Origin of the sequence: Janthinobacterium agaricidamnosum, assembly GCF_003667705.1 — a bacterium.
Taxonomy (GTDB): Bacteria; Pseudomonadota; Gammaproteobacteria; order Burkholderiales; family Burkholderiaceae_D; genus Janthinobacterium.
In genome coordinates, this window is the sequence record NZ_CP033019.1 from 2,575,522 (window position 1) to 2,599,904 (window position 24,383).

General features: G+C 61.4%; 20 protein-coding genes and 3 tRNA genes. 14 read left to right on the forward strand and 9 right to left on the reverse strand.

Annotated elements, in window-relative coordinates; all coding sequences use genetic code 11:
• Positions 1-100: 100 nt before the first annotated feature.
• Genes thrC through D9M09_RS11605 form a run of 3 tightly spaced genes read left to right on the forward strand, consistent with a single transcriptional unit; the run spans position 101 to position 3,073 of the window.
• Complete coding sequence (gene thrC / locus D9M09_RS11595; RefSeq protein ID WP_070218659.1) at positions 101-1,582, forward strand: threonine synthase; 1,482 nt, start codon at positions 101-103, stop codon at positions 1,580-1,582.
• Positions 1,582-2,808, forward strand: coding sequence for a molybdopterin molybdotransferase MoeA (locus D9M09_RS11600; RefSeq protein ID WP_121669325.1), 1,227 nt, complete (start codon positions 1,582-1,584; stop codon positions 2,806-2,808). The genes thrC and D9M09_RS11600 overlap by 1 nt, the downstream gene beginning before the upstream one ends.
• A 10-nt stretch (positions 2,809-2,818) precedes the next feature.
• Positions 2,819-3,073 (forward strand): MoaD/ThiS family protein, encoded by a 255-nt coding sequence (locus tag D9M09_RS11605; protein ID WP_121669326.1) that lies wholly within the window; start codon positions 2,819-2,821, stop codon positions 3,071-3,073.
• Between the two features lie 47 nt (positions 3,074-3,120).
• Here the strand turns inward: D9M09_RS11605 and D9M09_RS11610 are convergent, their stop codons facing one another.
• Complete coding sequence (locus D9M09_RS11610) at positions 3,121-3,354, reverse strand: hypothetical protein (protein WP_070218662.1); 234 nt, start codon at positions 3,352-3,354, stop codon at positions 3,121-3,123.
• A 154-nt stretch (positions 3,355-3,508) separates the two neighbouring features.
• Between D9M09_RS11610 and D9M09_RS11615 the strand changes: the two genes are divergently transcribed.
• A complete protein-coding gene (locus D9M09_RS11615) occupies positions 3,509-4,750 on the forward strand; it encodes a TIGR03862 family flavoprotein (RefSeq protein WP_121669327.1) in 1,242 nt (413 codons plus the stop codon).
• Positions 4,751-4,910: 160 nt separating this feature from the next.
• Here the strand turns inward: D9M09_RS11615 and D9M09_RS11620 are convergent, their stop codons facing one another.
• The 6 genes from D9M09_RS11620 to hpnC all read right to left on the reverse strand — a co-directional run bounded on the left by D9M09_RS11620 (position 4,911) and on the right by hpnC (position 9,967).
• Positions 4,911-5,717 carry a head GIN domain-containing protein gene (locus D9M09_RS11620; protein ID WP_121669328.1) on the reverse strand — a complete coding sequence of 269 codons (807 nt, stop codon included), beginning with the start codon at positions 5,715-5,717 and terminating at the stop codon, positions 4,911-4,913.
• A 10-nt stretch (positions 5,718-5,727) separates the two neighbouring features.
• Positions 5,728-6,519: a DUF1700 domain-containing protein gene (locus tag D9M09_RS11625; RefSeq protein WP_240453620.1), complete on the reverse strand. Its 792-nt coding sequence runs from the start codon at positions 6,517-6,519 to the stop codon at positions 5,728-5,730.
• Between the two features lie 28 nt (positions 6,520-6,547).
• Positions 6,548-6,703: a hypothetical protein gene (locus D9M09_RS11630; protein ID WP_162995637.1), complete on the reverse strand. Its 156-nt coding sequence runs from the start codon at positions 6,701-6,703 to the stop codon at positions 6,548-6,550.
• Positions 6,704-6,827: 124 nt separating this feature from the next.
• Complete coding sequence (hpnE, locus tag D9M09_RS11635) at positions 6,828-8,198, reverse strand: hydroxysqualene dehydroxylase HpnE (protein ID WP_346428576.1); 1,371 nt, start codon at positions 8,196-8,198, stop codon at positions 6,828-6,830.
• Positions 8,199-8,205: 7 nt separating this feature from the next.
• Positions 8,206-9,039, reverse strand: a complete 834-nt coding sequence (gene hpnD, locus D9M09_RS11640; RefSeq protein WP_121669331.1) for a presqualene diphosphate synthase HpnD — start codon at positions 9,037-9,039, stop codon at positions 8,206-8,208.
• A 46-nt stretch (positions 9,040-9,085) separates the two neighbouring features.
• Positions 9,086-9,967 carry a squalene synthase HpnC gene (gene hpnC / locus D9M09_RS11645; protein WP_070218668.1) on the reverse strand — a complete coding sequence of 294 codons (882 nt, stop codon included), beginning with the start codon at positions 9,965-9,967 and terminating at the stop codon, positions 9,086-9,088.
• Positions 9,968-10,258: 291 nt separating this feature from the next.
• On the opposite strand from hpnC, the gene D9M09_RS11650 reads away from it, so the two are divergent.
• From D9M09_RS11650 to D9M09_RS11660, 3 genes are all read left to right on the forward strand, one after another.
• Complete coding sequence (locus D9M09_RS11650; RefSeq protein WP_121669332.1) at positions 10,259-11,422, forward strand: efflux RND transporter periplasmic adaptor subunit; 1,164 nt, start codon at positions 10,259-10,261, stop codon at positions 11,420-11,422.
• Positions 11,419-14,517, forward strand: a complete 3,099-nt coding sequence (locus tag D9M09_RS11655; RefSeq protein ID WP_121669333.1) for an efflux RND transporter permease subunit — start codon at positions 11,419-11,421, stop codon at positions 14,515-14,517. Before D9M09_RS11650 ends, D9M09_RS11655 begins: the two co-directional genes overlap by 4 nt.
• A gap of 175 nt (positions 14,518-14,692) precedes the next feature.
• Positions 14,693-14,775, forward strand: a tRNA-Leu gene (locus tag D9M09_RS11660).
• Positions 14,776-14,849: 74 nt separating this feature from the next.
• Here the strand turns inward: D9M09_RS11660 and D9M09_RS28915 are convergent.
• Together D9M09_RS28915 and D9M09_RS11670 are read right to left on the reverse strand one after the other, a co-directional pair.
• A complete protein-coding gene (locus tag D9M09_RS28915; protein WP_162995638.1) occupies positions 14,850-16,421 on the reverse strand; it encodes a hypothetical protein in 1,572 nt (523 codons plus the stop codon).
• The gene (locus tag D9M09_RS11670; RefSeq protein ID WP_070288232.1) at positions 16,384-16,566 is read right to left on the reverse strand and encodes a hypothetical protein; all 183 of its coding nucleotides are present in this window, start codon (positions 16,564-16,566) and stop codon (positions 16,384-16,386) included. The genes D9M09_RS28915 and D9M09_RS11670 overlap by 38 nt, the downstream gene beginning before the upstream one ends.
• Positions 16,567-17,165: 599 nt before the next feature.
• Between D9M09_RS11670 and tig the strand changes: the two genes are divergently transcribed.
• The 7 genes from tig (at position 17,166) to D9M09_RS11705 (ending at position 24,137) form a co-directional block, all read left to right on the forward strand.
• The gene (gene tig, locus D9M09_RS11675) at positions 17,166-18,506 is read left to right on the forward strand and encodes a trigger factor (protein WP_046685568.1); all 1,341 of its coding nucleotides are present in this window, start codon (positions 17,166-17,168) and stop codon (positions 18,504-18,506) included.
• Positions 18,507-18,591: 85 nt separating this feature from the next.
• Complete coding sequence (gene clpP / locus D9M09_RS11680) at positions 18,592-19,209, forward strand: ATP-dependent Clp endopeptidase proteolytic subunit ClpP (protein ID WP_369811567.1); 618 nt, start codon at positions 18,592-18,594, stop codon at positions 19,207-19,209.
• A 199-nt stretch (positions 19,210-19,408) separates the two neighbouring features.
• Positions 19,409-20,677, forward strand: a complete 1,269-nt coding sequence (gene clpX / locus D9M09_RS11685) for an ATP-dependent Clp protease ATP-binding subunit ClpX (protein WP_010398446.1) — start codon at positions 19,409-19,411, stop codon at positions 20,675-20,677.
• Between the two features lie 275 nt (positions 20,678-20,952).
• Positions 20,953-23,364: an endopeptidase La gene (gene lon, locus D9M09_RS11690; RefSeq protein WP_034751007.1), complete on the forward strand. Its 2,412-nt coding sequence runs from the start codon at positions 20,953-20,955 to the stop codon at positions 23,362-23,364.
• A gap of 204 nt (positions 23,365-23,568) precedes the next feature.
• Positions 23,569-23,841, forward strand: coding sequence for an HU family DNA-binding protein (locus tag D9M09_RS11695; protein WP_010398442.1), 273 nt, complete (start codon positions 23,569-23,571; stop codon positions 23,839-23,841).
• 125 nt (positions 23,842-23,966) lie between these two features.
• Positions 23,967-24,043, forward strand: a tRNA-Asp gene (locus tag D9M09_RS11700).
• A gap of 17 nt (positions 24,044-24,060) precedes the next feature.
• Positions 24,061-24,137 (forward strand) — tRNA-Asp (locus D9M09_RS11705).
• Positions 24,138-24,383 lie beyond the last annotated feature (246 nt).

The window sequence follows — 24,383 nt, forward strand, 5'->3', positions numbered from 1 at the left end:
GGCTGGCGCCACGCGATTCGCCTTGGACGGCCGCTGGCACTATAATATCCGCTGCCATTCATGATCAACCGCACTCAGCTCAACTGGACTCTTCAAATCTATGCATTACGTGTCTACCCGCGCTGACAAAGCGCCATCGAATCCGCAGCAATTCTCCGACATCCTTCTGGGCGGCCTGGCCCCCGATGGCGGACTGTATCTCCCTGAACACTACCCGCAAGTCACTGGTGCCGAGCTCAATGCCTGGCGCACATTGTCGTATGCCGACCTGGCCTGCGAAATCCTGAAGAAGTTCGCCACCGATATCCCGGCCGCGGACCTGAAGGCACTGACGGCGAAAACCTATACCAAGGCAGTCTACAAGAACGCCCGCGCCGGCGAAAACGCGGCCGACATCACGCCGCTGCGCGTACTCGAAGAAAACGTCGTCAAGGGCGGATCGACCACGCTGATGCTGCAGGCGCTGTCGAACGGCCCGACCCTGGCCTTCAAGGACATGGCCATGCAGCTGCTGGGCAACCTGTTCGAATACACCTTGGCCAAGCACGACGCCGAACTCAATATCTTCGGCGCCACGTCCGGCGACACGGGCAGCGCGGCCGAATACGCGATGCGCGGCAAGAAGGGCATCCGCGTCTTCATGCTGTCGCCGCACAAGAAAATGAGCGCCTTCCAGACGGCGCAGATGTTCAGCCTGCAAGACCCGAACATCTACAATATCGCCGTCGAAGGCGTGTTCGACGACTGCCAGGATATGGTGAAAGCCGTGTCGAACGACCTGCCGTTCAAGGCGAAACAGAAGATCGGCACCGTCAATTCCATCAACTGGGCGCGTGTCGTGGCGCAGGTCGTGTATTACTTCCGCGGCTACCTGGCGGCCACCACCAGCAACGAGCAGAAAGTGTCGTTCACGGTGCCGTCGGGCAACTTCGGCAATATCTGTGCCGGCCATATCGCCCGCATGATGGGCTTGCCCATCTCGAAACTGGTGGCCGCGACGAATGAAAACGACGTGCTCGACGAATTCTTCCGCACGGGCGTCTACCGCGTGCGCAAGTCGGCCGAGACGTACCACACGAGCAGCCCGTCGATGGATATCTCGAAAGCGTCGAACTTCGAGCGCTTCGTCTACGACCTCGTGGGCCGCGACAGCGAGCGCGTGCGCGCCCTGTTCACGAAAGTGGAAACGCACGGCGGCTTTGACCTCTCCGGCAAACCTGGCAGCGATGGCGACGAGTTCAAGCTGGTGGCCAAATACGGCTTCAAGTCGGGCAAGTCCACGCACCAGGACCGCCTCGACACCATCCGCGACGTCGCCGACGACTACGGTATCACCATCGACACGCACACGGCCGACGGCATCAAGGTGGCGCGCGAACACCTGGAGCCGAACGTGCCGATGATCGTGCTGGAAACGGCGCTGGCGGCCAAGTTCAACGAAACCATCCTCGAAGCGCTGGGCGTGGACGCGGAACGCCCGGCCGGCTTCGAAAACATCGAGGACTTGCCGCAAAAGTTCGTTGTGATGGGCACGGACGTGGAAAAAATGAAGGCGTATATCGCCGCCAATACGGGCTTGTGATGACGGACGCCAGCACTGTACGCAAACCCATGCTGTCGGTGGCCGAAGCGCAAGCCTTCATGCTGGGCGCGGCGCGCCCGGTGACCGAGGTGGAGCTGGTCGACACCATGCGCGCCAACGGCCGCGTGCTGGCCACGGCGCAAACGTCGACCCTGAACGTGCCCGAGCGCGACAACACGCAGATGGATGGCTATGCCGTGCGCGCCAGCGATTGCGCCAGCGGCGCGGCCAGCCTGCCCGTGTCGCAGCGCATCGCGGCCGGTCACGTGGGCCAGCCCTTGCAGCCGGGGACGGCGGCGCGCATTTTTACGGGCGCGCTGATCCCCGAAGGCGCCGACTGCGTCGTGATGCAGGAGCAGTGCACGGCGGCGGACGGCATGGTGACGGTCAACCACGTGCCGAAAGCCGGGGAATGGGTGCGCCGTCAGGGCGAGGATATCCGCGCCGGCGGCGAAATCCTCGGCGCGGGCCGGCGCCTGCGCAGCCAGGAAATGGGCCTGGCCGCTTCCGTGGGCCTGGCGCAGTTGCCGGTGCTGCGCAAGCTGCGCGTGGCCGTGTTCTTCACGGGCGACGAGCTGGCCATGCCGGGCGAACCTTTGGTGCCGGGCGCCGTCTACAACTCGAACCGTTTTACCTTGCGCGGCCTGCTGGAAAACCTCGGCTGCGAGATCACGGACCTGGGCATCGTGCCCGACAGCCTGGAAGCGACGCGCGCCGTGCTGCGCCAGGCGGCGCAGGGCAATGATTTGATCATCACCTCGGGCGGCGTGTCCGTGGGCGAGGAAGACCATATCAAGCCGGCCGTGGAAGCGGAAGGGCGGCTGAACATGTGGCAGATCGCCGTCAAGCCGGGCAAGCCGCTGGCGTTTGGCGAAGTGCGGGAGGCGTTCTTTATCGGCTTGCCCGGCAATCCCGTCTCCAGTTTCGTCACGTTTTTGCTGTTCGTGCGCCCGTTCATCCTGCGCCTGCAGGGCGCGGCGGGCAGCCTGGCGCCGCGCAGCTACAAGCTGCCGGCCGCGTTCGAGCGCCTGAAGGCGGACAAGCGCAACGAGTTCCTGCGCGCCAAAGTGAATGATGAGGGCGAGCTGGAATTGTTCGCCAACCAGAGTTCGGGCGTGCTGACGTCCACCGTGTGGGGCGACGGTTTGATCGATTGCCCGCCGGGGCTGTCGATTGCGCGCGGCGACATGCTGCGTTTTATTCCGTTTAACGAATTGCTGTACTAAGGAAGTATCGATGAAGATCAATCTGCGATTTTTTGCCAGCGTGCGCGAACTGGTGGGCACGGGTCACGAAGTGCTGGAAGTGGCCGGGCCGCTGACGGTGGGCGAGGTGAGAAACCTGCTGATCGCCCGCGGCGGCAACTGGGAGTACGCGCTGGCCCAGGGCCGCGCGCTGCGCACGGCGCACAAGCAGGTGATGTGCGATGCCCACACCGTGATCGGCGAAGGCGACGAGGTGGCGTTCTTCCCGCCCGTAACGGGCGGCTGATCCCATTTCTCAAACAAGACGGCCACTTCATCGAAGTGGCCGTTTTTTCATGACGATCTGGTTTTCGGTTTGTCCCCGCTGCACGTGGCGCAGGCGACGGCCTTCCTGTAGCGCCAGTATTTCGAGCCGATGAAGATGGCCGACGCCACCAGCGACCAGGCCAGCGCGCTGAGGATGTCGGTCTGGCTGGTCGTGCCCTTGCTGTACTCGACCACCGTCAGGATGATGAATAAGATCGAGCTGGCCAGCAAATAACGGGAAATCCAGAATCCTGCACCCATGTGTTTCTCCTCTTGTCGTCGCGTTGTCGCGTGAAGTCAAGCCGCCGGTCGCTGCGGCCTCTGCGCGCAGTATGCATCATTTTTCGGCATTCTTGCCATCTCCGGGCCTTATCTCGACTAAAATGCCGGGGTTTTCACCGTCTTTCAGCCTGCCATGACCGATTCCAGCCTTCCTCCCTTTCACATCGCCGTCATCGGCGGCGGCCCCGCCGGCCTGATGGCCGCCCAGGCGGCCAGCGACCAGGGGGCGAGGGTGGAGTTGTTCGACGCCATGCCGTCCGTCGGCCGCAAATTCCTGCTGGCGGGGCGGGGCGGCATGAACATCACGCATGCGGAAGGCTACCAGGCCTTCGTCTCCCGCTACGCCCGGCAGGCGCACCGCGTGAAACCGGCGCTGGACCAGTTCGGCCCGCAAAAGGTGCGCGACTGGGTGCACGGCCTGGGCGTCGAGACCTTTGTCGGCTCGTCGAACCGCGTCTTCCCCACGGACATGAAGGCGGCGCCCCTGCTGCGCGCCTGGCTGCACCGCCTGCGCGAAGCGGGCGTGCAGTTTCACATGCGCCACCGCTGGACGGGCTGGCGCGACGGCCAGCTGGTCTTTGCCACGCCGGACGGCGAACGCCTGTGCGCCTTCGACGCCGTGATCCTCGCGCTGGGCGGCGGCAGCTGGGCGCGGCTTGGTTCGGACGGCGCCTGGGTGCCGCTGCTGCAAGGGCAGGGCGTGGCCGTGGAAGCGCTGGCGCCGGCCAATTGCGGCTTCGACGTGGACTGGAGCGAACATTTCAGCAGCCGCCATGCGGGCGAACCGCTGGCGACCGTGGCCATCACGGCGCATGACATCGACGGCTTGATCATCAAGCGCCAGGGGCAGTTCGTCATCACGGCGGGCGGCGTCGAAGGCAGCCTGATTTATGCGCTGTCGGCCGCGCTGCGCGAGCAGATCGCACGCGACGGCCACGCCACCATCTGGCTCGACCTGGCGCCCGACCACACGCATGAACGCGTGTTCGAGGAAGTGACGCGCCCGCGCGGCGCCCGTTCCATGTCCAGCCACCTGAATAGCCGGCTGGGCATCAAGGGCGTGAAATCGGGCTTGCTGCGCGAATGCCTGAGCGCGGCCGACTTTGCCGACGAGGCCAGGCTGGCGGCCGCCATCAAGCTGCTGCCTGTCACGCTCAAGCGTGCGCGCCCCATCGATGAAGCGATCAGCAGCGCCGGCGGCGTGGACTTCGAGGGCATCGACGGCAGCATGCTGCGCGCCATGCCAGGCGTCTTCGTGGCGGGGGAAATGCTGGACTGGGAAGCGCCGACGGGCGGCTACCTGCTGACGGCCTGCCTGGCGCAAGGCAAGGCGGCCGGCGAGCAGGCCGTGGCGTGGCTGGAAAAGAATTGCTGAAAAAGAAATGCTTCAACGCCACGACGCAGCTCACAATCGTAGCGAGCGGCCCCGAGTTGTGGCTGAGAAGCGCAGCTGTACTCTGGTACGGGGCCGCCGAGGCAGCGAGCATCGCCAGCCGCAAATCGCGCCGCGCAGTAGATTGTGAACTGCGTCATCATTAATGCCAGATGATGTCGCCTGACCCGCTTTTCTGGGTCTCGCGCTGGCGCGGATTACCGTGGACGTGGATGTCGCCGCTGCCGCGCAGGGTCAGGTTGGCGGCGTCGCGCACGAAGACGGTGCTCTGGCCCGAGCCTTGGAGACTGACGCTGGCCTTGTCGGCCGCCAGGTGTTCGGCATCGATGTCGCCTGAGCCGCTCAGGTCGGCACGCAGGAATTTCGTGTTGCCGCTGGCGGCGATGCGCCCGGAACCGACCATTTCCAGCACGACGCTGTCGCTGTTGCCGGCATTGATATCGAGATCGCCACTGCCGTTGACGGTCGCTTGCACCTGCTTGTAGCGGCCCGTGAAGCTGACGTCGCCTGAACCCATAAGTTCCAGGATGAAACTGTCGCCGGAAAATCCCGTGATCCTGCTGTCGCCATTGCCGTGCACTTCCAGTCGCACGAGACTTGGCAGCACCAGTTCCACCTGCAGCGGCTGGCGATGGTGGAACAGCATGCCTTTCGGGCCGATATGCAGGGTCGTGCCGTCGGCCGTCGTGTCGACGTTCGACAGCAGGCGTTGTTCGCCGCTCACTTTCAGCGATGGCGTGGCGCCGCGGCGCAGCACCAGGTCGATGGGACCGGCCAGATCGATGCTGTTGATAGTGGCGGAAATCGGGCGCGTGTCGCTGCGCACGGCGCGGCCGGCAGCGCTGCTGGGATTGCTGATCCCCTTGGCGCGCAGCGCCGCATACGACATGGCGATCAGGACCATGGCCAGCAAGAGCATGGACAGGCCGACTTTGAGCAAGCGTTTCATGGCAGCCTTTCTAGTGACCTTTGAGCAGGGAGACATTCATGGCGATATAGCGCTTGATACCGATCAAGGTATAGCGCGTGACCACCAGACTGAGCAGGAATATGGCGATGCCGCCGAGCAGCATGCCCACGCCGAAGACGGTTTGTGTGGTGCGCGCATCGCGGTCCATGTCGGTGGAGATGCGGATGCCGCCCCCGGCCAGCGCTTCGGCCCGCTCCATCATGCGCGACGAAGCGCCGGGCGCCTCCGCTTCAGCCGGTTCACGCTGCAAGGGGCCGGGCACATGGTCGATTTCGATGCCCTTGTCGCCGATGGTGATGCGCGTTTCGCGCCGTTCGTCGCCTTCGCCGCCCTCGTCGTCATGAATGAAGACGTGGCGCAGCGGCCCCTCGAGCACCAGTTCGTTGGCGCCGGACAAGCCGCTGGCCGTGATGGCGATGCCGGCCAGGTAAAAGCTCAGGCCGACCGCATACAGGGCGGCCAGCAGCGCCGCGTACACGGCGGCGGGCACGACCATGAACAGGTTGAAGATGGCCAGGCCCACCAGCGAGACGAGCAGGCGCAGCAGGTTGACGGGGGTTTTCTTTTGCTCGAACGCCTGGCGGTGGGTGCTGCTGCGCAAGGTGAGGGCGATCTTTTTCGGGTCGCCCAGGTCGTCGGCGATTTCGTGCTCGCTGCGGCCGGCCGCCGCGCCTTCGATGAAGGTCTGTTCGTAATAATCGAGGGTCTTGGCCACCAGGTCCGGCGGCAAGCCTGCCAGCGCGCGCCGCAGTGCCTCGAGATAGTCTTGCTTGTTCATCATATTCTTCCTGTTACTCCGCTTCGCCGCCTCAGCCCACCGCCGGCAGCAGCATGCTTGCCTGGCTCAGCAGCAATGGCGTTTGTGGCACTTGCTGTCCGTGAATGACGATGACGGTGGCGAGCAGCACACAAGCGAGCAGCGCCACGGCTTTCAAGCTGTTTTTCAAGTGCAAGGTGGTGTGCATGGTATTTTCCGTGGCATGGCCGTTGTCGATGATCAGACTGTACCCAAGCGCACGCGAGCGCACCAGCACGGTGCGACAGAATGCAATTTCGCGGGGGCGAGCGACACCAGGGCGGGATGCACCGTCAAGTCTGTTTTGCCGCCTTGCCCGTGTTCGCCATCCTGGCCGCCGCCACGCCGCTGCGCACGGCCGCTTCGATGGTGGCCGGATAGTCCTGCGTCCGGTCGTCATTGGCCGTGTAGTCGCCTGCCAGCAGCAGGCCCGGCATGCCGCTGGCATTGCCGGGGCGCGCCAGGTCCGGCGTGCAGGCAAAGGTGGCGCGCTTTTCCGTGATCAGCTGGCTCCAGGCCGGTTGCGCCAGTTCCGGGCGCTGCAGCACTTGCGCCAGCTGCGCGGCGATCGCCTGCGCCAGCGGACCATGGCCTTGCTCGGCGGCAGGGCCGGACGCGCTGATGACGACGGCCAGCAAGCCCGCCTGATTCGCGTCGAGCTGGCCCCGGTCGAAGACGAACTGCCCCCAGTGCTGTTGCTCTGGCGCATCGACGAGAGCGTAAAACGGCAAGTCCAGGCGCACCGACGCGTCGTATTGCAGGTAGCAGGTGCTGATGGCTTCCGGCGTGAAGGCCTGCATTTTGGTAATAACGTCATCGAGGCGCGCGTCCTGCACGCCTTGCAGCAGACTGGCCGCTTGCACGGATGAGGTGGCGACGATGACGCCGTCATAGTGTTCGCCATCATCGACGCCATCATCGAGTCGCCAGCGGCCATCGGGCAAGGCGTGCAAGGCGGCCACCTTGGCGCCCGTGCGCACTGCGCCGCCATGTTGTTCCACATAGCGGGCGGCCGCGTCGGGCAACAGGGTGGAGAGGTCCGCCTTCGGGATCAGCATGTCGGACGCGCGGCGGCGCGATGCCCCCAGGCTGTCGCGCAGCACGTTGATGAAGACGCGGGCCGATGCGCGCTCGGGCGGCGTGTTCAGCGCGGCCAGGCACAGCGGATGCCACATCAGGCGGTTCAAGGTGTCCGTCTGATCGAAGCGCTGCAGCAATTCGGTTACCGTGCAATCGTTGTACAGCTGCCAGCCCATCCACCGCATGGCGGTGGAAAAGCGCATCAGGGCCAGTTTGTCGGCGCGTTGTAAGCCTTTGGCGCGCAGCAATGCCCACGCCAGGTGCAGCGGCGCCGGCAGGCGCGGCGCGAGAAAATCCATGCCTTTGGTGCCGGGCGGATAGCGCATCTGCAGGGGCAGGGTGAGGATCAGCTCGGCAGGGTCTTGCCCTGCGAGCTTGATCAGGCGCAAGGTTTCCGTGTACGCGCCCAGCAGGATGTGCTGGCCGTTGTCGAGCACCGTCTTTTCCCGTTCGACCCGGCGCGCGCGCCCGCCCAGGGTGCGCGCCGCCTCGTAGACGGTCACGGCATGGCCGGCGCGCGCCAGTTCCATGGCTGCCGCACAGCCGGCCCAGCCGGCGCCGATGACGGCGTAGCGTTGCTTCACGCTACTGTCAGCCACGAACCCAGGTCTTCCAGGCCAGCCACAGTTTGCGGATCGGCGTGAGCGAGATGCGCTGGTTCAGCACGTGATAGCCGTCGCGCTCGACTTCGTTGAGCAGGGTGCGGTAGATGGCGGCCATGATCAGGCCCGGGCGCTGGGCGCGGCGGTCCTCCGCCGGCAGCAGGGCGAACGCTTCGTCGTAGGCTTTTTGCGCGCGCGCCACCTGGAAGCGCATGAGGTTTTCAAAGTTTTCGCTGTGGCGCGCGTTCAGCAAATCGGCCGCCGTCACATTGAATTGCTGCAATTCGCTGATCGGCAGGTAGATGCGCCCCTTGCGCGCATCCTCGCCCACGTCACGGATGATGTTGGTCAGCTGGAAGGCATGGCCCAGCTTTTCCGCGTACAGCAGGGTTTCCGGGCGGGTCGCGCCGAAGATGCTGGCCGACAAGATACCGACCACGCTGGCCACGTGCCAGCAATAGCGGCTCATGGCCTGGTAATCGAGGTAGCGGGTCTGATTCAAGTCCATTTCCATGCCGTCGATGATGGCCTGCAAATGCTTTTCTTCCAGCTTATACATGTCCAGGTGCGGCTGCAGCGCGCGCATCACGGGATGTGTGGGGTTGCCCTCGTACATGGCCTTGACTTCCTTGCGCCACCAGACCAGCTTGGTGCGTGCCACGGCTTCGTCCGTGCATTCATCGACCGTATCGTCGACTTCGCGGCAGAAGGCGTACAGGGCCGTGATGGCCTTGCGGCGCTCGGCCGGCAGGAACAGGAAGCTGTAGTAGAAGCTGGAGCCGCTCTGGGCGGCCTTTTGTTGGCAGTATTCGTCGGGAGACATAGTCAAAAGAGCAAGGGTTGCAGATCGAAGCCGCTATTCTATCGTCTTACAGAGTGGGCGACGGGGGAAAAGCCGTTTTTACTTGTGTCTCTTGATGCAGGCTTTTGCGCGACATGCGCAGGGCGCGCCAGAAAATGATCAGCCAGTCGCGTTTCTCCAGCTTGGGACGGCGTCGGAACACGTCGTAATTGACGGCTTCGATGCATTCGAGAATGCGCAAGCCCCCTTGCACCACCAGGCGCAGTTCCCAGCCGATGCGTCCGCGCAAGCGCAGGGCCAGCGGCGCGCCGGACAGCATCAGCGCGCGCGCGCGGGCCACTTCGAAGCGCATCAGGGCACTCCACTTGCCGTGCGCCTCGGGCCGCTCGAAGGCGGCGGCGGAGACGGCAAAGCGGCTCAAGTCTTCCATCGGCAGGTAGATGCGCTCTTTTTGCTGGTCGATGGCGACGTCTTGCAAGAAATTAATTAGTTGTAAAGCTGAACATATGGCATCGGAATCGCGTACATTCTGTTCATCGGCCGCACCGTACAGGTGCAGCATCAGCAGCCCCACGGGGTTGGCGGAGCGGGCGCAGTAATCGAGCACGTCATCGTAGCTGGCGTAGCGCGTCGTTTCCACATCCTGCTTGAAGGCGGACAATAAATCGTGGAACGGCTTGAGCGGCAGCTGGAACTTGGCGATGACGGCGGCCAGACGTTCGAACATGGCGGCGTTCTCGCCGGCATGGCCTTCCTGGCGGGCGATGCGGCCCAGCGCCTCTTCGTAGGCGTGTAGAAAGGCCAGGCGTTCGGCCGGTGTGGCGTCGCCTTCGTCGGCCAGGTCGTCGGCACTGCGGGCGAAGGCATAGATGGCTTCGACGGCGGGCACCAGGCGGCGCGGCAGTAAAAATGATGCAACAGGAAAATTTTCGTAATGGTCTACAGGCATGAACACACTTCTCTAGTCTTGCGTTTGTCCGGCACTCCCGCAAACGCTGGAATGTGGTCGGACGTTGTACGTCTCAAGATTAATGACGCAAAAGTCACTAAAAACTTTTACGCACGATTATAATTAATAACCAGAAAGTCATTAGCGGAAAATCGTCCTCCGCTACGACCAAACTGATATTGTCACAAATTTAAGGATATCGCGTGCGAAAAAGTTTGGCTTGGCCCAAAGGACAGGCAAAAAGTTTCTCCGCATAAAAATATTGCAGCCCGCATAGTAAAGGAAAATACCTTGTTTGCCCTGAAAACCCTGCGCCGCGAGACCGGCGCATCCGCACTTCCTGCCTTGCGGCTGATTGCCGCCGCGGCCCTTGCGACTACCCTGGCGGCCTGTTCCAAGCCTGCCGTCAAAGTGGAAGACGTGCGTCCCGTCCGTGCCATCGTGTTGTCTAGTAGCAATGTTGACGTGAGTGCCGAGCTGTCGGGCGAAGTCGTGCCCCGCGTCGTATCGCAGCTGGGTTTCCGCGTGGGCGGCAAGATCGTCGCGCGCAAGGTCGACGTGGGCGCCAGCGTGAAGAAGGGGCAAGTGCTGATGCAGCTCGACCCCGCCGACTTGCAGCTGTCGCAGGCGCAGGCGAAGGCCTCGCTGGTGAGCGCGGAAACGAACCGCGACCTGGCGCGCGCGGAATTGAAGCGCTACCAGGACTTGCGCGAGAAAAATTTCGTCAGCCAGGCCGTGCTCGATGGCAAGGACGCCACCTACAAGGCGGCGCAGGCAAACGTGGAAGCGGCGCAAGCCCTGTACCGGGGCCAGGCGAACCAGTCCGGTTATGCCAGCCTGCTGGCCGATGCGGACGGCGTCGTCACGCGCATCGATGCGGAAGTAGGGCAGTTGGTGGCGCCTGGCGCGCCCGTCGTGGTGGTGGCCAAGAGCGGCGAGAAGGAAGTGGTGATCGGCATTCCTGAAGACAAGGTGGAAACCTTGCGCAGTGTCAAGGATGTGGTCGTGCGTCTGTGGGCCGACCCGAAGCAGGCGCTGCCGGGCAAGATCCGCGAAGTGTCGCCCGTGGCCGATGCGGCCACGCGCACCTATACTGCCAAGGTCAGCATCCCGGACGCGCCGCAAGTGCGCCTGGGCATGACGGCCGTGGTGCAGTTCGCTTCGCAGACGGCCACGCCGCAGATCAAGGTGCCGCTGACGGCCCTGTTCAATGAAAAGTCGCAAAGCTCCGTCTGGGTGGTGGAAAACGGCGCCGTGAAGCTCGTGCCGGTGACGGTGGGCGGCGTGGCGGGCAATGAGTTGCTGCTGGCCTCGGGCGTGAAAGCGGGGCAGACGGTGGTCACGGCCGGCGTCAACCTGCTCAAGCCTGGCCAGAAAGTGACCATCCTCGGCGCCGAACTGGCCAGCAAGCCGGATGTCGCCGCTGCCGCCGTCAGCGTGGGTGCGGCCAAATGAAGGGCGGCTTCAATCTGTCGCGCTGGGCCCTCGAACACATCCCGCTGACGCGCTACCTGATGGCCGTGCTGCTGATCGGCGGCATGCTCAGCTACGCCAACCTGGGCCAGGATGAAGATCCCCCGTTTACTTTCCGCGCCATGGTCTTGCAAGCGTACTGGCCCGGCGCCACGGCGCTGCAGATGGCCGAGCAGGTGACGGACAAGCTGGAAAAGAAACTGCAGGAAACGCCATACATCGACGAGATTACCAGCTATTCGAAGCCGGGCGAAACCTTGATCCTGCTGGAGCTGCGCGAATCGGCGCCGCCCAAGGAAACGGCGGCCGCCTGGTACCAGGTGCGCAAAAAGATCGGCGACATCAAGGGCACCTTGCCGGCCGGCGTCGTGGGCCCGTTCTTCAACGACGAGTTCGGCGACACCTACGGCTCCATCTTCGCCCTGTCCGGCGACGGTTTTACGTACGCGGAAATGAAGGATTACGCGGACAAGGTGCGCCAGGAACTGCTGGCCGTGGGGCAGGTGTCGAAAGTGGAACTGTTCGGCGTGCAGGATGAAAAGATTAATATTATCTTTTCGCACAAGAAATTTGCCCAGCTGGGCATTCCTTTCGACGCCATCGTGCAGCAATTGTCCGAGCAAAACAGCATCAACGCCACGGGTGTGCTGGTGACGCCGACGGACAATCTGCAAGTGCGCGTGACGGGCGCCATGCTGACCGTCAAGGACCTGGAAAACCTGGAGCTGCGCGCCAACGGCACCACCTTCCGCCTCGGTGACTTTGCCACGGTGAAGCGTGAATTCGTCGATCCGCCCAAGGACAAGATGCGTTTCAATGGCAAGGAAGTGATCGGCCTGGGCGTGTCGATGGAAAAGGGCGGCAACATCATCGACATGGGCAAGGCCTTGCAGGCAACGGTGACGCGCATGAAGAGCGAGTTGCCGGTTGGCATAGAATTGCAGCGCGTGTCGAACCAGCCGGAAGCCGTGTCCGCTTCCGTGGGCGAATTCGTGCATACCCTGATCGAAGCCATTCTGATCGTGCTGGCCGTCAGCTTTGTCGCGCTGGGCTTGCACACGAAGCCGCTGCGCATCGACGTGCGCCCGGGCCTGGTGGTGGCGCTGACCATTCCGCTGGTGCTGGCCGTCACCTTCCTGTTCATGCGCCTGCTCGACATCGACTTGCACAAGATCTCGCTGGGCGCGCTGATCATCGCGCTGGGTTTGCTGGTCGATGACGCCATCATCGCCGTCGAGATGATGGTGCGCAAGATGGAAGAGGGCATGTCCCGCTTCGATGCGGCCACGTTCGCCTATACGTCCACGGCCATGCCCATGCTGACGGGCACCCTGATCACGGTGGCGGGCTTCTTGCCCATCGGCCTGGCCAAGTCGGCCGCCGGCGAATACACGTTTTCCTTGTTCTCCGTCAATGCGCTGGCCCTGATCATTTCCTGGGTGGTGGCCGTCGTCTTCACGCCCTACATCGGCTACGTCTTGCTCAAGGTCAAGCCGCACGCGCATGACGACCATGAATTGTTCGATACGCCGAACTTCCGCCGCTTCCGCCGCGCCGTCACCTGGTGCGTGGAGTGGCGCAAGACGACGATTGCCGCCACCCTGGCCATCTTTGCACTGGGTATTTACGGTTTTAACTTTATCGAAAAGCAATTCTTCCCCGATTCCAGCCGTCCGGAACTGATGGTGGAACTGTGGTCGCCCGAAGGCACGACGTTTGCTGCTAACGAGAAACAGGTGAAGAAGTTCGAGGCTTTTGTTGGCAAGCTCGACGGCGTGGAAAGCGTCACCAGCTACGTGGGAACCGGTAGTCCCCGTTTCTACTTGCCGCTCGATCAGATCTTCCCGCAGACCAACGTGTCGCAAGTGGTGGTCTTGCCGAAGAGCCTGGCCGACCGCGAACGCTTGCGCCAGCAAATCGTCGACGTCTTCAAGAAAGATTTCCCGGAAGTGCGGGGCCGGGTGAAACTGTTGCCGAACGGGCCGCCCGTGCCATATCCCGTGCAATTTCGCGTCATGGGGCCGGAGGTGGCCGGTGTGCGGGCCATTGCCGACCAGGTCAAGGACATTATGCGCGCCAATCCGAACACCCTGGGCGTGAACGATAACTGGAACGAATCGGTGAAAGTGCTGCGCCTGGACCTGGATCAGGACAAGATGCGTGCGCTGGGCGTTACCTCGAAAACGGTGATGCAGGCGGCCAATACAATTCTGTCGGGCACGGTCATTGGCCAGTTCCGCGAAGACAACAAGCTGATCGATATCCAGGTGCGCCAGCCTTTGGCCGAGCGGGCGACGATTTCCGTGCTGAATGACACGAATATCCCGACGGCAACGGGCAAGTCCGTGCCCATCTCGCAGCTGGCCCGCGCGCATTTCGTGTGGGAACCGGGTGTCGTCTGGCGCGACAAGCGCGAATGGGCCATTACCGTGCAGTCGGATGTGATCGACGGCATCCAGGGCGCCACCGTGTCGACGCAACTGGCGCCGCAGCTCGATGCCTTGCGCGCCAAAATGCCGACCGGTTACCGCATCGTCGTGAAAGGCGTGGCGGCCGACAGCGGCGAGGCGGAAGCGTCGATCTCGGCGAACTTGCCGCTGGCCATTTTCATCATCTTCACCTTGCTGATGCTGCAACTGCACAGTTTCTCGCGTTCCTTGCTGGTCTTCCTGACGGGGCCGCTGGGCGTGGCGGGTGCCGCGTTTGCCTTGCTGGCGCTGGGGCGGCCACTTGGTTTCGTGGCCAACCTGGGCATCATCGCGCTGTTCGGCATGATCATCCGCAACTCGGTGATCCTTGTCGACCAGATCGAGCAAGACATCAATGACGGTTCGACGCCATGGGACGCCATCATCGACTCGGCCGTGCGCCGCTGCCGACCCATCGTGCTGACGGCCGCCGCCGCGGCGCTGGCCATGATCCCGCTGTCGCGTTCGGTCTTCTGGGGACCGATGGCGGTCGCCATCATGGGGGGATTGATCCTGGCAACGGCCTTGACCTTGCTGTTCCTGCCGGCCCTGTATGCGGCCTGGTTCCGGGTCAAGAAGCCGGAGCCTGCGACCGCAAAAGAGGGCTAGTAGGCAACGCCAAGGTGCAGTCATAAAAAAGGCGGCATTCCTCTGGGAAATCCAGTAGAATGCCGCCTTTGCTTTACCGAGGGCTTGCTCTATCAGTCCACGGTAGCCAGATCGCCCACGAGTTGTTAAAATCAGGGGCAGCAGCCTGTGGCAAGTAGCACAAAGTAGTACAAATGCGGATGTGGTGGAATTGGTAGACACGCTGGTCTTAGAAGCCAGTGCTTCGGCTTGGGAGTTCGAGTCTCCCCATCCGCACCAATCCGGGTTGTTCCAGCCCGGAAGTGCAGCACCATCAAAATTTTCCCTGAACTAATTTCATCAGCCCAGTTTCATCAGCCCAGTGCGCCGAGTGCGCCCAGTTGCCGGCTCGACTGTTGCACCATCTGCGCAATCAGTGCCTGCGCCTGCGGGTAGCCGCTTCTTTCCATTAATTTATCATCTTCAGTCAGCGGCCAAAGTGCCTGCAAGACGCGCTGCCGTGCCTGCGGCCAGTTGTACTCCTGCGCATGGGTTGACTGCGGTGCTTCCTGATCCAGCAGGTACAGCGCCTCGCGCGTCATCGCCACCTCTTGCTGCGCCTGGGCGGCCAGCGTGTCGCTGCGGGGCGGCGGCTGCCGCGCGAGGAAAGTGTCGAGCTTGCGGCTCTGGCGTTCGTACAGGTCGAGCAGCAGGTGCAAGGTGGCGCCGCTGGGCCGCCGTTGCGTATCGAGTGCGTCGAGCACGTCCAGCAGCCAGCGCGTCATCTGGCGCCCGGCCAATCCCAGTTCCGGCCAGGTGGTGTTGTGCAATTGTTCGCCCAGGTAGCGGGCGCGGTCGATGGCGCGCCGGCTGCCGCTCATGTGCTGGCCAATGGGGCCGTACCGGGGCGCCAGCGCCGCTTCCTGGCGCTCGGCCAGCAGGCACAGCAAGGCCAGGTGGACGTACACGTGGAAGGCGGCCAGGGTGCGGTGGGCATCCCAGTAGTGATTGTCGTCATCATCGGGCGCGTTCCACAGCGAGCAGACCTTGGCGCCGTCGTCGCGCGCATAGTCGGGCGCCAGCAGGCTGTGGCCGTGGCGGAAGTCGTACAGTTTCTGGTGCAGCGACTCGTGCAGCAAGTGTTCGGCCAGCCACCACGGGTTGCCGATCAGCTCCTGGTTCAGGAACACGCTGCCATTGACGCGAAATTGCGAGCTGGACGCCTTGCCGCGCCACGTGCCCAGCTTGGGAAACAGGGCGATCAATTGCACGTGAGACAGCGCGCTGGCCGTCAGGCGGGGCAGCAGGGTTTCCAGCAAGCCTAGCCCGCGGCGCAGCAGCGCCCGTTCCTGCGGCGTAGGGGTGGCCAGCGGCGCGCCGTAGTTATCGTCCATCACGGCAAGAAAGGCGCGCGCATATGGCGTGCCTTCCTGCCAGGCATGCCATATGCAGGTGTCACATTCGGTGTCCGCGTCTTCCATGGTGCGCCCCTCGTGCAAGCGTGCCATGGGCGGCAGATGGGCTACCAGCGGGCCGCCGGGCAGGCCTGCGTCCAGGTGCTCGCTGGCCGCCTGGAACAGCGCCGCGCATTGCGGCAGGGGCAGTCCGTACTCGTCACCCAAGTGCAGTTGCCGCATGGCGTGCTGGACGGCGCAGCGCAGCACCGTGTCGCCCAGCAACTGGCGCTGGCGCGCGGGCGGCGCCGTATCGAGCGCGCCGGCCAGCCGTTCGGCCTCGGGCAGGGTGCCGCCCAGCTTGTGCAGGCGCCGCCGGTAGGCGACGGCCAGCTGGTCGCGGATGTAGCCGCTGTCGCCAAAGGCGCGGTGGGTCACCAGCGCCGTTTCCACGGCGGCCAGCACGTCCGCATCCGGTGGAGCGGCTCGCAGGGTAGGCGCAGCCACTGCCGGGTCAGGCGACGGTAGGGTGGTCGTGGTCGTGGTGGCCATCGCCCTTCATGCGCAATTCCATTTCATCGACTTCCGTCTGGATTTTTTGCAGATCGTCGTCCGTGACGCCGTCGAGCAGGCGGCTGAGGACCATTTGCAGCTTGGCTTTGGCGTTGCTGGAACTGCCGGGTGTGCTATCGCTCATGATGTTTTCTCCTTTAAATTCACTTGGAGAGGGGATGTGCGGCTTAGGTTTGCCTGAAAAATGGCCAAATTGAGGTAAATCAAAGGTTTTTTGGCCGAAATCTTCGCCAGGAGCGCATTTCTTTGTTTCGGACGGGGCGCCAGTTCGCATATACTAATGAACGAAGCAGGCTGGAAAGCCTGTCTCTGGCGAAATAAAGAATGCCGGGGCAAGAGTAAAGACAGGGCCATCCAGGCTGTAGCGATTCGTTCGCCGCCGCCGGTATCCTCTGTGGCGTGGCTGCAAAGCCAGCCACTTTCCCGAAGTCCTTTGTTATAATGCCACGCTTTACCGAATGATGGCCGGCCCTGCATTTACTGAGAAGCAGGGTTGGACGCTCGGAGCCCTGTCGCAGTACTGGAAGCGGCGGATTGTTTGGTGCCTGGTGCGGGTTTTTCCCTCCGCCGGGTAGACCAGGTCCATCGTCCTGTTTTCAGTGCTTTTACAGATGAATATGCGAGCGAGTGAAGCTGGACCCATGTCTTGCGCCAGTGATGGCGCAAGGGGTCGGGTCTTCTTTTCTCGCACCAACAGTGTTTATTTTTTGGACGATTTTTTACATGGCAACTGCAGTCGAAACCTTGGGCAAACTCGAACGTCGTATCACGATCTCCTTCCCGCTGACGGACGTCCGCACGGAAGTTGAGAAGCGCCTGAAAGTGCAAGCCCGTACGGCTAAGGCACCGGGCTTCCGTCCGGGCAAAGTGCCGTTGAAAATGGTCGCAGCACAATACGGCTACCAAATTGAATCCGAAGTGCTGAATGACAAAGTCGGCCGCGCGTTCAACGACGCCGCCAACGAAAACAATCTGCGCGTGGCCGGTTTCCCGAACATCGTGCCGAAAGAAGAAGCCGCCGAAGGCCAGCTGGCTTTCGACGCCACGTTCGAAGTGTATCCGGAAGTCGCCATCGGCGACCTGACGGCCGTTGAAATCGAAACCGTGCAAGCCGACGTGTCGGAAGCCGAAATCGACAAGACCATCGACATCCTGCGCAAGCAGCGCGTGCATTTCCACACCAAGGGCGAAGCTGGCGAACACGGCGACGGCGGTGAGGCTATCGCTGCCAACGGCGACCGCGTGACCGTCGACTTCGTCGGCTCGATCGACGGTGTTGAATTCCCAGGCGGCAAAGCTGAAGGCTACGCTTTCGTGCTGGGCGAAGGCCGCATGCTGCCGGAATTCGAAGCAGCGACCCTGGGCCTGAAAGTAGGCGAGTCGAAGACTTTCCCGTTGTCGTTCCCAGAGGACTACCACGGTAAAGACGTTGCCGGCAAAACCGCTTCGTTCACCATCACGCTGCAAAAGCTGGAATGGGCGCACCTGCCGGAAGTCGATGCCGAATTCGCCAAATCGCTGGGCGTTGCCGACGGCGACCTGGCCAAAATGCGCGAAGACATCAAAGTCAACCTGCAGCGCGAAGTAGCTGGCCGCGTAAAAGCACGCAACAAGGAAGCCGTCATGGACGCGCTGATCAAAGTTGCTGAGCTGGAGGTGCCAAAAACGCTGATCGCTCAGGATTCCGAGCGCCTGGCCGAAATGACCCGCCAGGACATGGCGCAGCGCGGCATGAACGTCAAGGACGTGCCTTTCCCAGCAGAACTGTTCGCGGAAAAAGCCGAGCGTCGCGTACGCCTGGGCCTGATCCTGTCGCAACTGGTGGGCGACAACAACCTGCAGGCAACGCCTGAGCAAGTCAAGGCGCAGATCGAAGATTTCGCCCAAAGCTACGAAGACCCGCGCGAAGTGCTGAAGTACTACTACAGCGACCGTCGTCGTCTGGGTGAGATCGAAGCCCTTGTATTGGAAGAAAACGTCGTCACTTACGTGTTGGGCCTGTCGAAAGTCACGACGAAAGCAGTTGCTTTCGACGAACTGATGGGAAGCAACGCACAAGCGTAAACCAGTTGGTATCCGGATGCCGCTCCCGGCCGTCAGGCCGGGGCGGCGCCCTCTAACTGCTTCACAAGGAAATGAAATGACAGGTATGAACCGTAATCCGGCGCTGGACACAGAGATGCTCGGCCTGGTGCCGATGGTGGTGGAACAAAGCGGTCGCGGCGAGCGCTCGTATGATATTTACTCGCGCCTGCTGAAGGAACGCTTGATTTTCATGGTCGGCCCGGTCAATGACCAGATGGCCAACCTGGTTGTCGCCCAGCTGCTGTTCCTGGAAAGCGAAAATCCGGAAAAGGAAATCTCGCTCTACATCAACTCGCCAGGTGGTTCGGTCTCGGCCGGCATGGCCATCTACGACACCATGCAGTTCATCAAGCCGGACGTCTCGACCCTGTGCACGGGCATGGCTGCTTCGATGGGCGCTTTCCTGCTGGCCGCTGGCGCCAAGGGCAAGCGTTTCTCGCTGCCGAACTCGCGCATCATGATTCACCAGCCGTCCGGTGGTTCGCAAGGCATGGCGTCCGACATCGAGATCCAGGCGAAGGAAATCCTTTACCTGCGCACCCGCTTGAACGGCATCATGGCCGAGCGCACGGGCCAGACGATCGAACAGATCGCCAAGGACACCGACCGCGACCGTTTCATGTCCGCCGACGAGGCCGTTGAGTATGGTTTGATCGACAAAGTGTTGACCAGCCGCGCTTGATGAGCCCCTACCGGTATTGCTAAGCAAGTAAGTAAACGCCCGGGCGATCAAACGTTCGGGCGTTTCGCTTTTATTTCGGGTAGCATGGAGCTTGTGCACGTTGTTGACTTGCGCCATGGGTAGCTGCCTTTCCGGCAACTACCGCACTCCGGCTTGCGATTTTGCAATATTGTTAATGCAGTTCCAACCAAAATGCCTTATGTCAGACAAAAAATCCTCTAGCGGCGAAAAATTACTGTATTGCTCGTTCTGCGGCAAAAGCCAGCACGAGGTGAAGAAACTCATCGCCGGCCCGTCCGTGTTCATTTGCGACGAGTGCATCGACCTGTGCAACGACATCATCCGTGATGAAACGTCGAGCATCGAGACGGTGACCGGTACCAAATCCGACCTGCCGACGCCGCAAGAAATTGCCGCCTTGCTCGATCAGTACGTGATCGGCCAGCAGACTGCCAAGCGCATCCTGTCGGTGGCGGTGTACAACCATTACAAGCGCCTCAAGCACCTGGGCAAGAAAGACGACATCGAACTGGCCAAGAGCAACATCTTGCTGGTCGGTCCTACCGGCTCGGGCAAGACCCTGCTGGCACAGACCCTGGCGCGCATGCTCAACGTGCCGTTCGTGATCGCCGACGCCACCACCCTGACCGAAGCCGGTTACGTGGGTGAGGACGTGGAAAACATCATCCAGAAGCTGCTGCAAAGCTGCAACTATGACGTCGAGAAAGCCCAGCGCGGCATCGTCTACATCGATGAAATCGACAAGATTTCGCGCAAGTCCGACAATCCGTCCATCACGCGCGACGTGTCGGGCGAGGGCGTGCAGCAAGCCTTGTTGAAACTCATCGAAGGCACGATGGCTTCCGTGCCGCCACAAGGCGGCCGCAAGCATCCGAACCAGGATTTCGTGCAGATCGACACGACCAACATCATGTTCATCTGCGGCGGCGCCTTCGACGGCCTGTCGAAAGTGATCGCCAACCGTTCCGAAAAGAGCGGCATCGGCTTCTCGGCCACCGTGCGCAGCAAGTCGCAAAGCTCGGCCAGCGAACTGATGTTGCAAGCGGAACCGGAAGATCTGGTCAAGTTCGGCCTGATCCCGGAACTGGTCGGCCGTCTGCCCGTCATCGCCACCCTGGCGGAATTGACGGAAGAGGCGCTGATCCAGATCCTCGTCGAGCCGAAGAATGCGCTGATCAAGCAGTATTCGAAGCTGCTCGAGATGGAAGGCGCGGAACTGGAGATTCGTCCGGCCGCCCTGCATGCGATCGCCAAGAAGGCGCTGGCGCGCAAGACCGGCGCCCGTGGCCTGCGTTCCATCCTGGAACATGCTTTGCTGGACGTCATGTACGAACTGCCGAGCGAACAAAATGTGGTGAAGGTCGTCATCGACGAAAATACCATCACCAGTGGCGCCAAACCTTTGTTGATTTATCAAGAGACTGCCAAGGCCTCCGGAGAAAATTGATTACTGCCGAGACAAATGCATAAAAAGGATTTTGATTCCTTAATGCATGGCAGTACAATTTAAATCAATGAGTGCAGGCTTCAATCGGAAAGCCACTCGCGGCGCTTAGCTGCGCGTGGCTTTTTTACTGTGAAAACTGCATTTATTACCGTCATGCGGGTGTGTTTTGCGAAATAGACAGAAAATGTTTGTTTCACAGAATTATTTATTCTCGCCGGTCTTGTGTTTTGGCAGCGAGCGCCAACATCGTAAACACGCTTTCTATAAGGTACGCCATGACAACTTCCAAATTAACTGAGCAAACTCAACTGCCGTTATTGCCGTTGCGGGATGTCGTCGTTTTCCCGCATATGGTGATACCGCTGTTCGTTGGCCGTCCAAAGTCGATCAAGGCGCTGGAAGCTGCGATGGAGCAGGGCAAGAGCATCATGCTTGCCGCTCAAAAAGCAGCCGCGAAGGACGAGCCGTCTCCTTCGGATATCTATGAAATTGGCTGCGTTGCCAATATTCTGCAAATGCTGAAGCTGCCCGATGGCACCGTCAAGGTGCTGGTCGAAGGCGCGCAGCGTGCCCGTATCAACCACATCAGCGATGCGCCGACGCACTTCATCGCCGACCTGACGCCGCTCGAGTCCGAGCCGGGCGACGAGTCGGAAGTCGAAGCCATGCGCCGCGCGATCGTGCAGCAGTTCGACCAGTACGTCAAACTGAACAAAAAGATCCCGCCGGAAATCCTGGCATCCTTGTCGGGCATCGACGATGCCGGCCGTCTGGCCGACACGGTGGCCGCGCATCTGCCCCTGAAACTGGAGCAAAAACAGGTCATCCTGGAAATTTTCAGCGTGGCCAAGCGCCTCGAGCACCTGCTGGGCCAGCTCGAAGGCGAGCTCGACATCCTGCAGGTGGAAAAACGCATCCGCGGCAGAGTCAAGCGCCAGATGGAAAAGTCGCAGCGCGAGTACTACCTGAACGAGCAGGTCAAGGCGATCCAGAAAGAACTGGGCGAGGGCGAGGATGGCGCCGACCTCGACGAGCTGGAGAAAAAAGTCGCTTCGGCCAAGATGCCGAAGGAAGCGCTCGACAAGGCCACCAACGAGCTGAAGAAGCTGAAACTGATGTCGCCGATGTCGGCCGAAGCCACCGTTGTGCGCAATTACATCGACACCCTCGTCAACTTGCCTTGGAAAAAGAAATCCAAGGTCAATAACGACTTGTCGAATGCGGAAAAAGTGCTCGAAGGCGACCACTACGGCCTCGACAAGGTCAAGGAACGCATCCTGGAATACCTCGCGGTGCAACAGCGCGTCGACAAGCTCAAAGCGCCTATCCTGTGCTTCGTCGGTCCTCCGGGCGTCGGCAAGACCTCGCTGGGCCAGTCCATCGCCCGCGCGACGAACCGCAAGTTCGTGCGCATGGCCCTGGGCGGCGTGCGCGACGAAGCCGAGATCCGTGGCCATCGCCGCACCTACATCGGCTCGATGCCGGGCAAGATCCTGCAATCGCTGTCGAAAGTCGGCGTGCGCAATCCTTTGTTCCTGCTCGATGAAGTCGACAAGATGGGCGCCGATTTCCGTGGCGATCCTTCGTCGGCCCTGCTGGAAGTGTTAGACCCGGAACAGAACCACACGTTCTCCGACCATTACATCGAAGTCGATTTCGACCTCTCCGACGTGATGTTCGTGGCCACGTCGAACTCGTACAACATTCCGCCAGCCTTGCTTGACCGCATGGAAGTGATCCGTCTGTCCGGTTACACGGAAGATGAAAAGACCAGCATCGCGCAGCGTTACCTGCTGCCGAAGCAGATCAAGAACAATGGCTTGAAGGAAGAGGAAATCTCGGTGGCCGAGTCGGCCTTGCGCGACATCATCCGCTACTACACGCGGGAAGCCGGTGTGCGTTCGCTCGAGCGTGAAGTGTCGAAGATCTGCCGCAAGGTGGTCAAGATGCTGCTGCTGAAGAAATCCGACAAGAAAGTCATCGTCAACTCGAAGAACCTGGACAAGTTCCTCGGCGTGCGCCGCTATGATTTCGGTGTCGCAGAGAAAGAAAACCAGGTGGGCCAGGTGGTCGGTCTGGCATGGACGGAAGTGGGCGGCGATCTGCTGACCATCGAAGCCGTGTCGATGCCGGGCAAGGGCGGCATCATCCGCACGGGTACCCTGGGCGACGTCATGAAAGAGTCGATCGAGGCAGCCCGCACGGTGGTGCGCAGCCGGGCACAGCGTCTGGGCATCAAGGCGGACGTGTTCGAGAAGAGCGACATCCACATCCACGTGCCGGAAGGCGCGACACCGAAGGACGGTCCTTCGGCTGGCGCGGCCATGACGGTGGCGATGGTGTCGGTCTTCACGGGCATTCCCGTGCGCGCCGACGTGGCGATGACGGGCGAGATCACCTTGCGCGGCGAAGTGTTGCCGATCGGCGGCCTGAAGGAAAAGCTGCTGGCAGCGCATCGCGGCGGCATCAAGACGGTCCTGATTCCAGAGCAGAATGTGAAAGACCTGGCCGATATTCCGGACAACGTCAAGAACAAACTGGAGATCGTGCCCGTGCGCTGGATCGACAAAGTGCTGGAAATCGCCCTCGAACGCATGCCTGAAGCGTTGGCGGACGTCGCTGCGGTGGAGGCTGTCACGGCCGCCGCGGCCAAGCCTGACGCGGCCGGCGAGGTAGTAAAACACTAACGTTTTACCCCTGTTTTCCCCAAACAAGCGCTTTTAGAGCGCTTGTTTTATATTGAAACGTGAATTGCGCCCCCAAAGCGCTTGACACATATACAGTGTGGCTTGTTTAATACGCCTGCACATTTTTTTCGCCGGACAGCTGTGGTGCCAAAAGTGCCGCAACGATACGGTAAACGTTTTATACCTTTGTAATTGGGGATGCTAGTGAACAAGACTGAATTGATCGACCACATTGCTGAAAAAGCTGACATTTCCAAAGCCGCCGCTGCGCGCGCACTCGACGCTGTTATCGGCGGCGTGACGGAAACTTTGAAAAACAACGACAGCGTAACGCTGGTTGGTTTTGGCACTTTCTCGGTCAGCGAACGCGCTGAACGTACCGGCCGCAATCCGCGTACCAAAGAAGCGATCACGATCGAAGCAGCAAAAGTTCCAAAATTTAAAGCTGGTAAAGCTTTGAAGGATGCTGTAAACTAACGGACTTCGGTGAGGTGACAATCACCGGAAACATTTGGCGGCGCCTTCGGGTGCCGCGATTTCAAGGTTGACGTTCTGCGAATTGCAGCCTTGAATGCAAATGCAAGCAGTACTGTGTATTTTTCGGAGTGGTAGTTCAGTTGGTTAGAATGCCGGCCTGTCACGTCGGAGGTCGCGGGTTCGAGTCCCGTCCGCTCCGCCAAAAAAATACGCTCTTAAGGAGTGGTAGTTCAGTTGGTTAGAATACCGGCCTGTCACGTCGGGGGTCGCGGGTTCGAGTCCCGTCCGCTCCGCCAGAATATAGAAGCCCGCGCTGCTGAATAAGTAGCGCGGGTTTTTCTTTTTCAGCGCCAGATTATCTCGGTGCGACGTCTTTTAGAATCCCTTCCTGCCGTTTTGAATAAAACGCACCTCGATTTAAATCCGCTTTAAGCTGCGCCCGGTTTAATGCCTGCCCTGGCGCCTTGCCGTTCAGGCGGCGCCAGGGCAGGGCGCGCGCCCTGATTTACCCTTGCTATAGCGCTATGGGCATTGTAGAATCA

Excerpts from the sequence above, each read along its gene's own strand:
- thrC (WP_070218659.1), top strand. The coding sequence starts at position 101 with ATGCATTACGTGTCTACCCGCGCTGACAAAGCGCCATCGAATCCGCAG.
- D9M09_RS11600 (WP_121669325.1), top strand. The coding sequence starts at position 1,582 with ATGACGGACGCCAGCACTGTACGCAAACCCATGCTGTCGGTGGCCGAA.
- D9M09_RS11605 (WP_121669326.1), top strand. The coding sequence starts at position 2,819 with ATGAAGATCAATCTGCGATTTTTTGCCAGCGTGCGCGAACTGGTGGGC.
- D9M09_RS11610 (WP_070218662.1), bottom strand. The coding sequence starts at position 3,354 with ATGGGTGCAGGATTCTGGATTTCCCGTTATTTGCTGGCCAGCTCGATC.
- D9M09_RS11615 (WP_121669327.1), top strand. The coding sequence starts at position 3,509 with ATGACCGATTCCAGCCTTCCTCCCTTTCACATCGCCGTCATCGGCGGC.
- D9M09_RS11620 (WP_121669328.1), bottom strand. The coding sequence starts at position 5,717 with ATGAAACGCTTGCTCAAAGTCGGCCTGTCCATGCTCTTGCTGGCCATG.
- D9M09_RS11625 (WP_240453620.1), bottom strand. The coding sequence starts at position 6,519 with ATGATGAACAAGCAAGACTATCTCGAGGCACTGCGGCGCGCGCTGGCA.
- D9M09_RS11630 (WP_162995637.1), bottom strand. The coding sequence starts at position 6,703 with ATGCACACCACCTTGCACTTGAAAAACAGCTTGAAAGCCGTGGCGCTG.
- hpnD (WP_121669331.1), bottom strand. The coding sequence starts at position 9,039 with ATGTCTCCCGACGAATACTGCCAACAAAAGGCCGCCCAGAGCGGCTCC.
- hpnC (WP_070218668.1), bottom strand. The coding sequence starts at position 9,967 with ATGCCTGTAGACCATTACGAAAATTTTCCTGTTGCATCATTTTTACTG.
- D9M09_RS11655 (WP_121669333.1), top strand. The coding sequence starts at position 11,419 with ATGAAGGGCGGCTTCAATCTGTCGCGCTGGGCCCTCGAACACATCCCG.
- D9M09_RS28915 (WP_162995638.1), bottom strand. The coding sequence starts at position 16,421 with ATGGCCACCACGACCACGACCACCCTACCGTCGCCTGACCCGGCAGTG.
- D9M09_RS11670 (WP_070288232.1), bottom strand. The coding sequence starts at position 16,566 with ATGAGCGATAGCACACCCGGCAGTTCCAGCAACGCCAAAGCCAAGCTG.
- tig (WP_046685568.1), top strand. The coding sequence starts at position 17,166 with ATGGCAACTGCAGTCGAAACCTTGGGCAAACTCGAACGTCGTATCACG.
- clpP (WP_369811567.1), top strand. The coding sequence starts at position 18,592 with ATGAACCGTAATCCGGCGCTGGACACAGAGATGCTCGGCCTGGTGCCG.
- clpX (WP_010398446.1), top strand. The coding sequence starts at position 19,409 with ATGTCAGACAAAAAATCCTCTAGCGGCGAAAAATTACTGTATTGCTCG.
- lon (WP_034751007.1), top strand. The coding sequence starts at position 20,953 with ATGACAACTTCCAAATTAACTGAGCAAACTCAACTGCCGTTATTGCCG.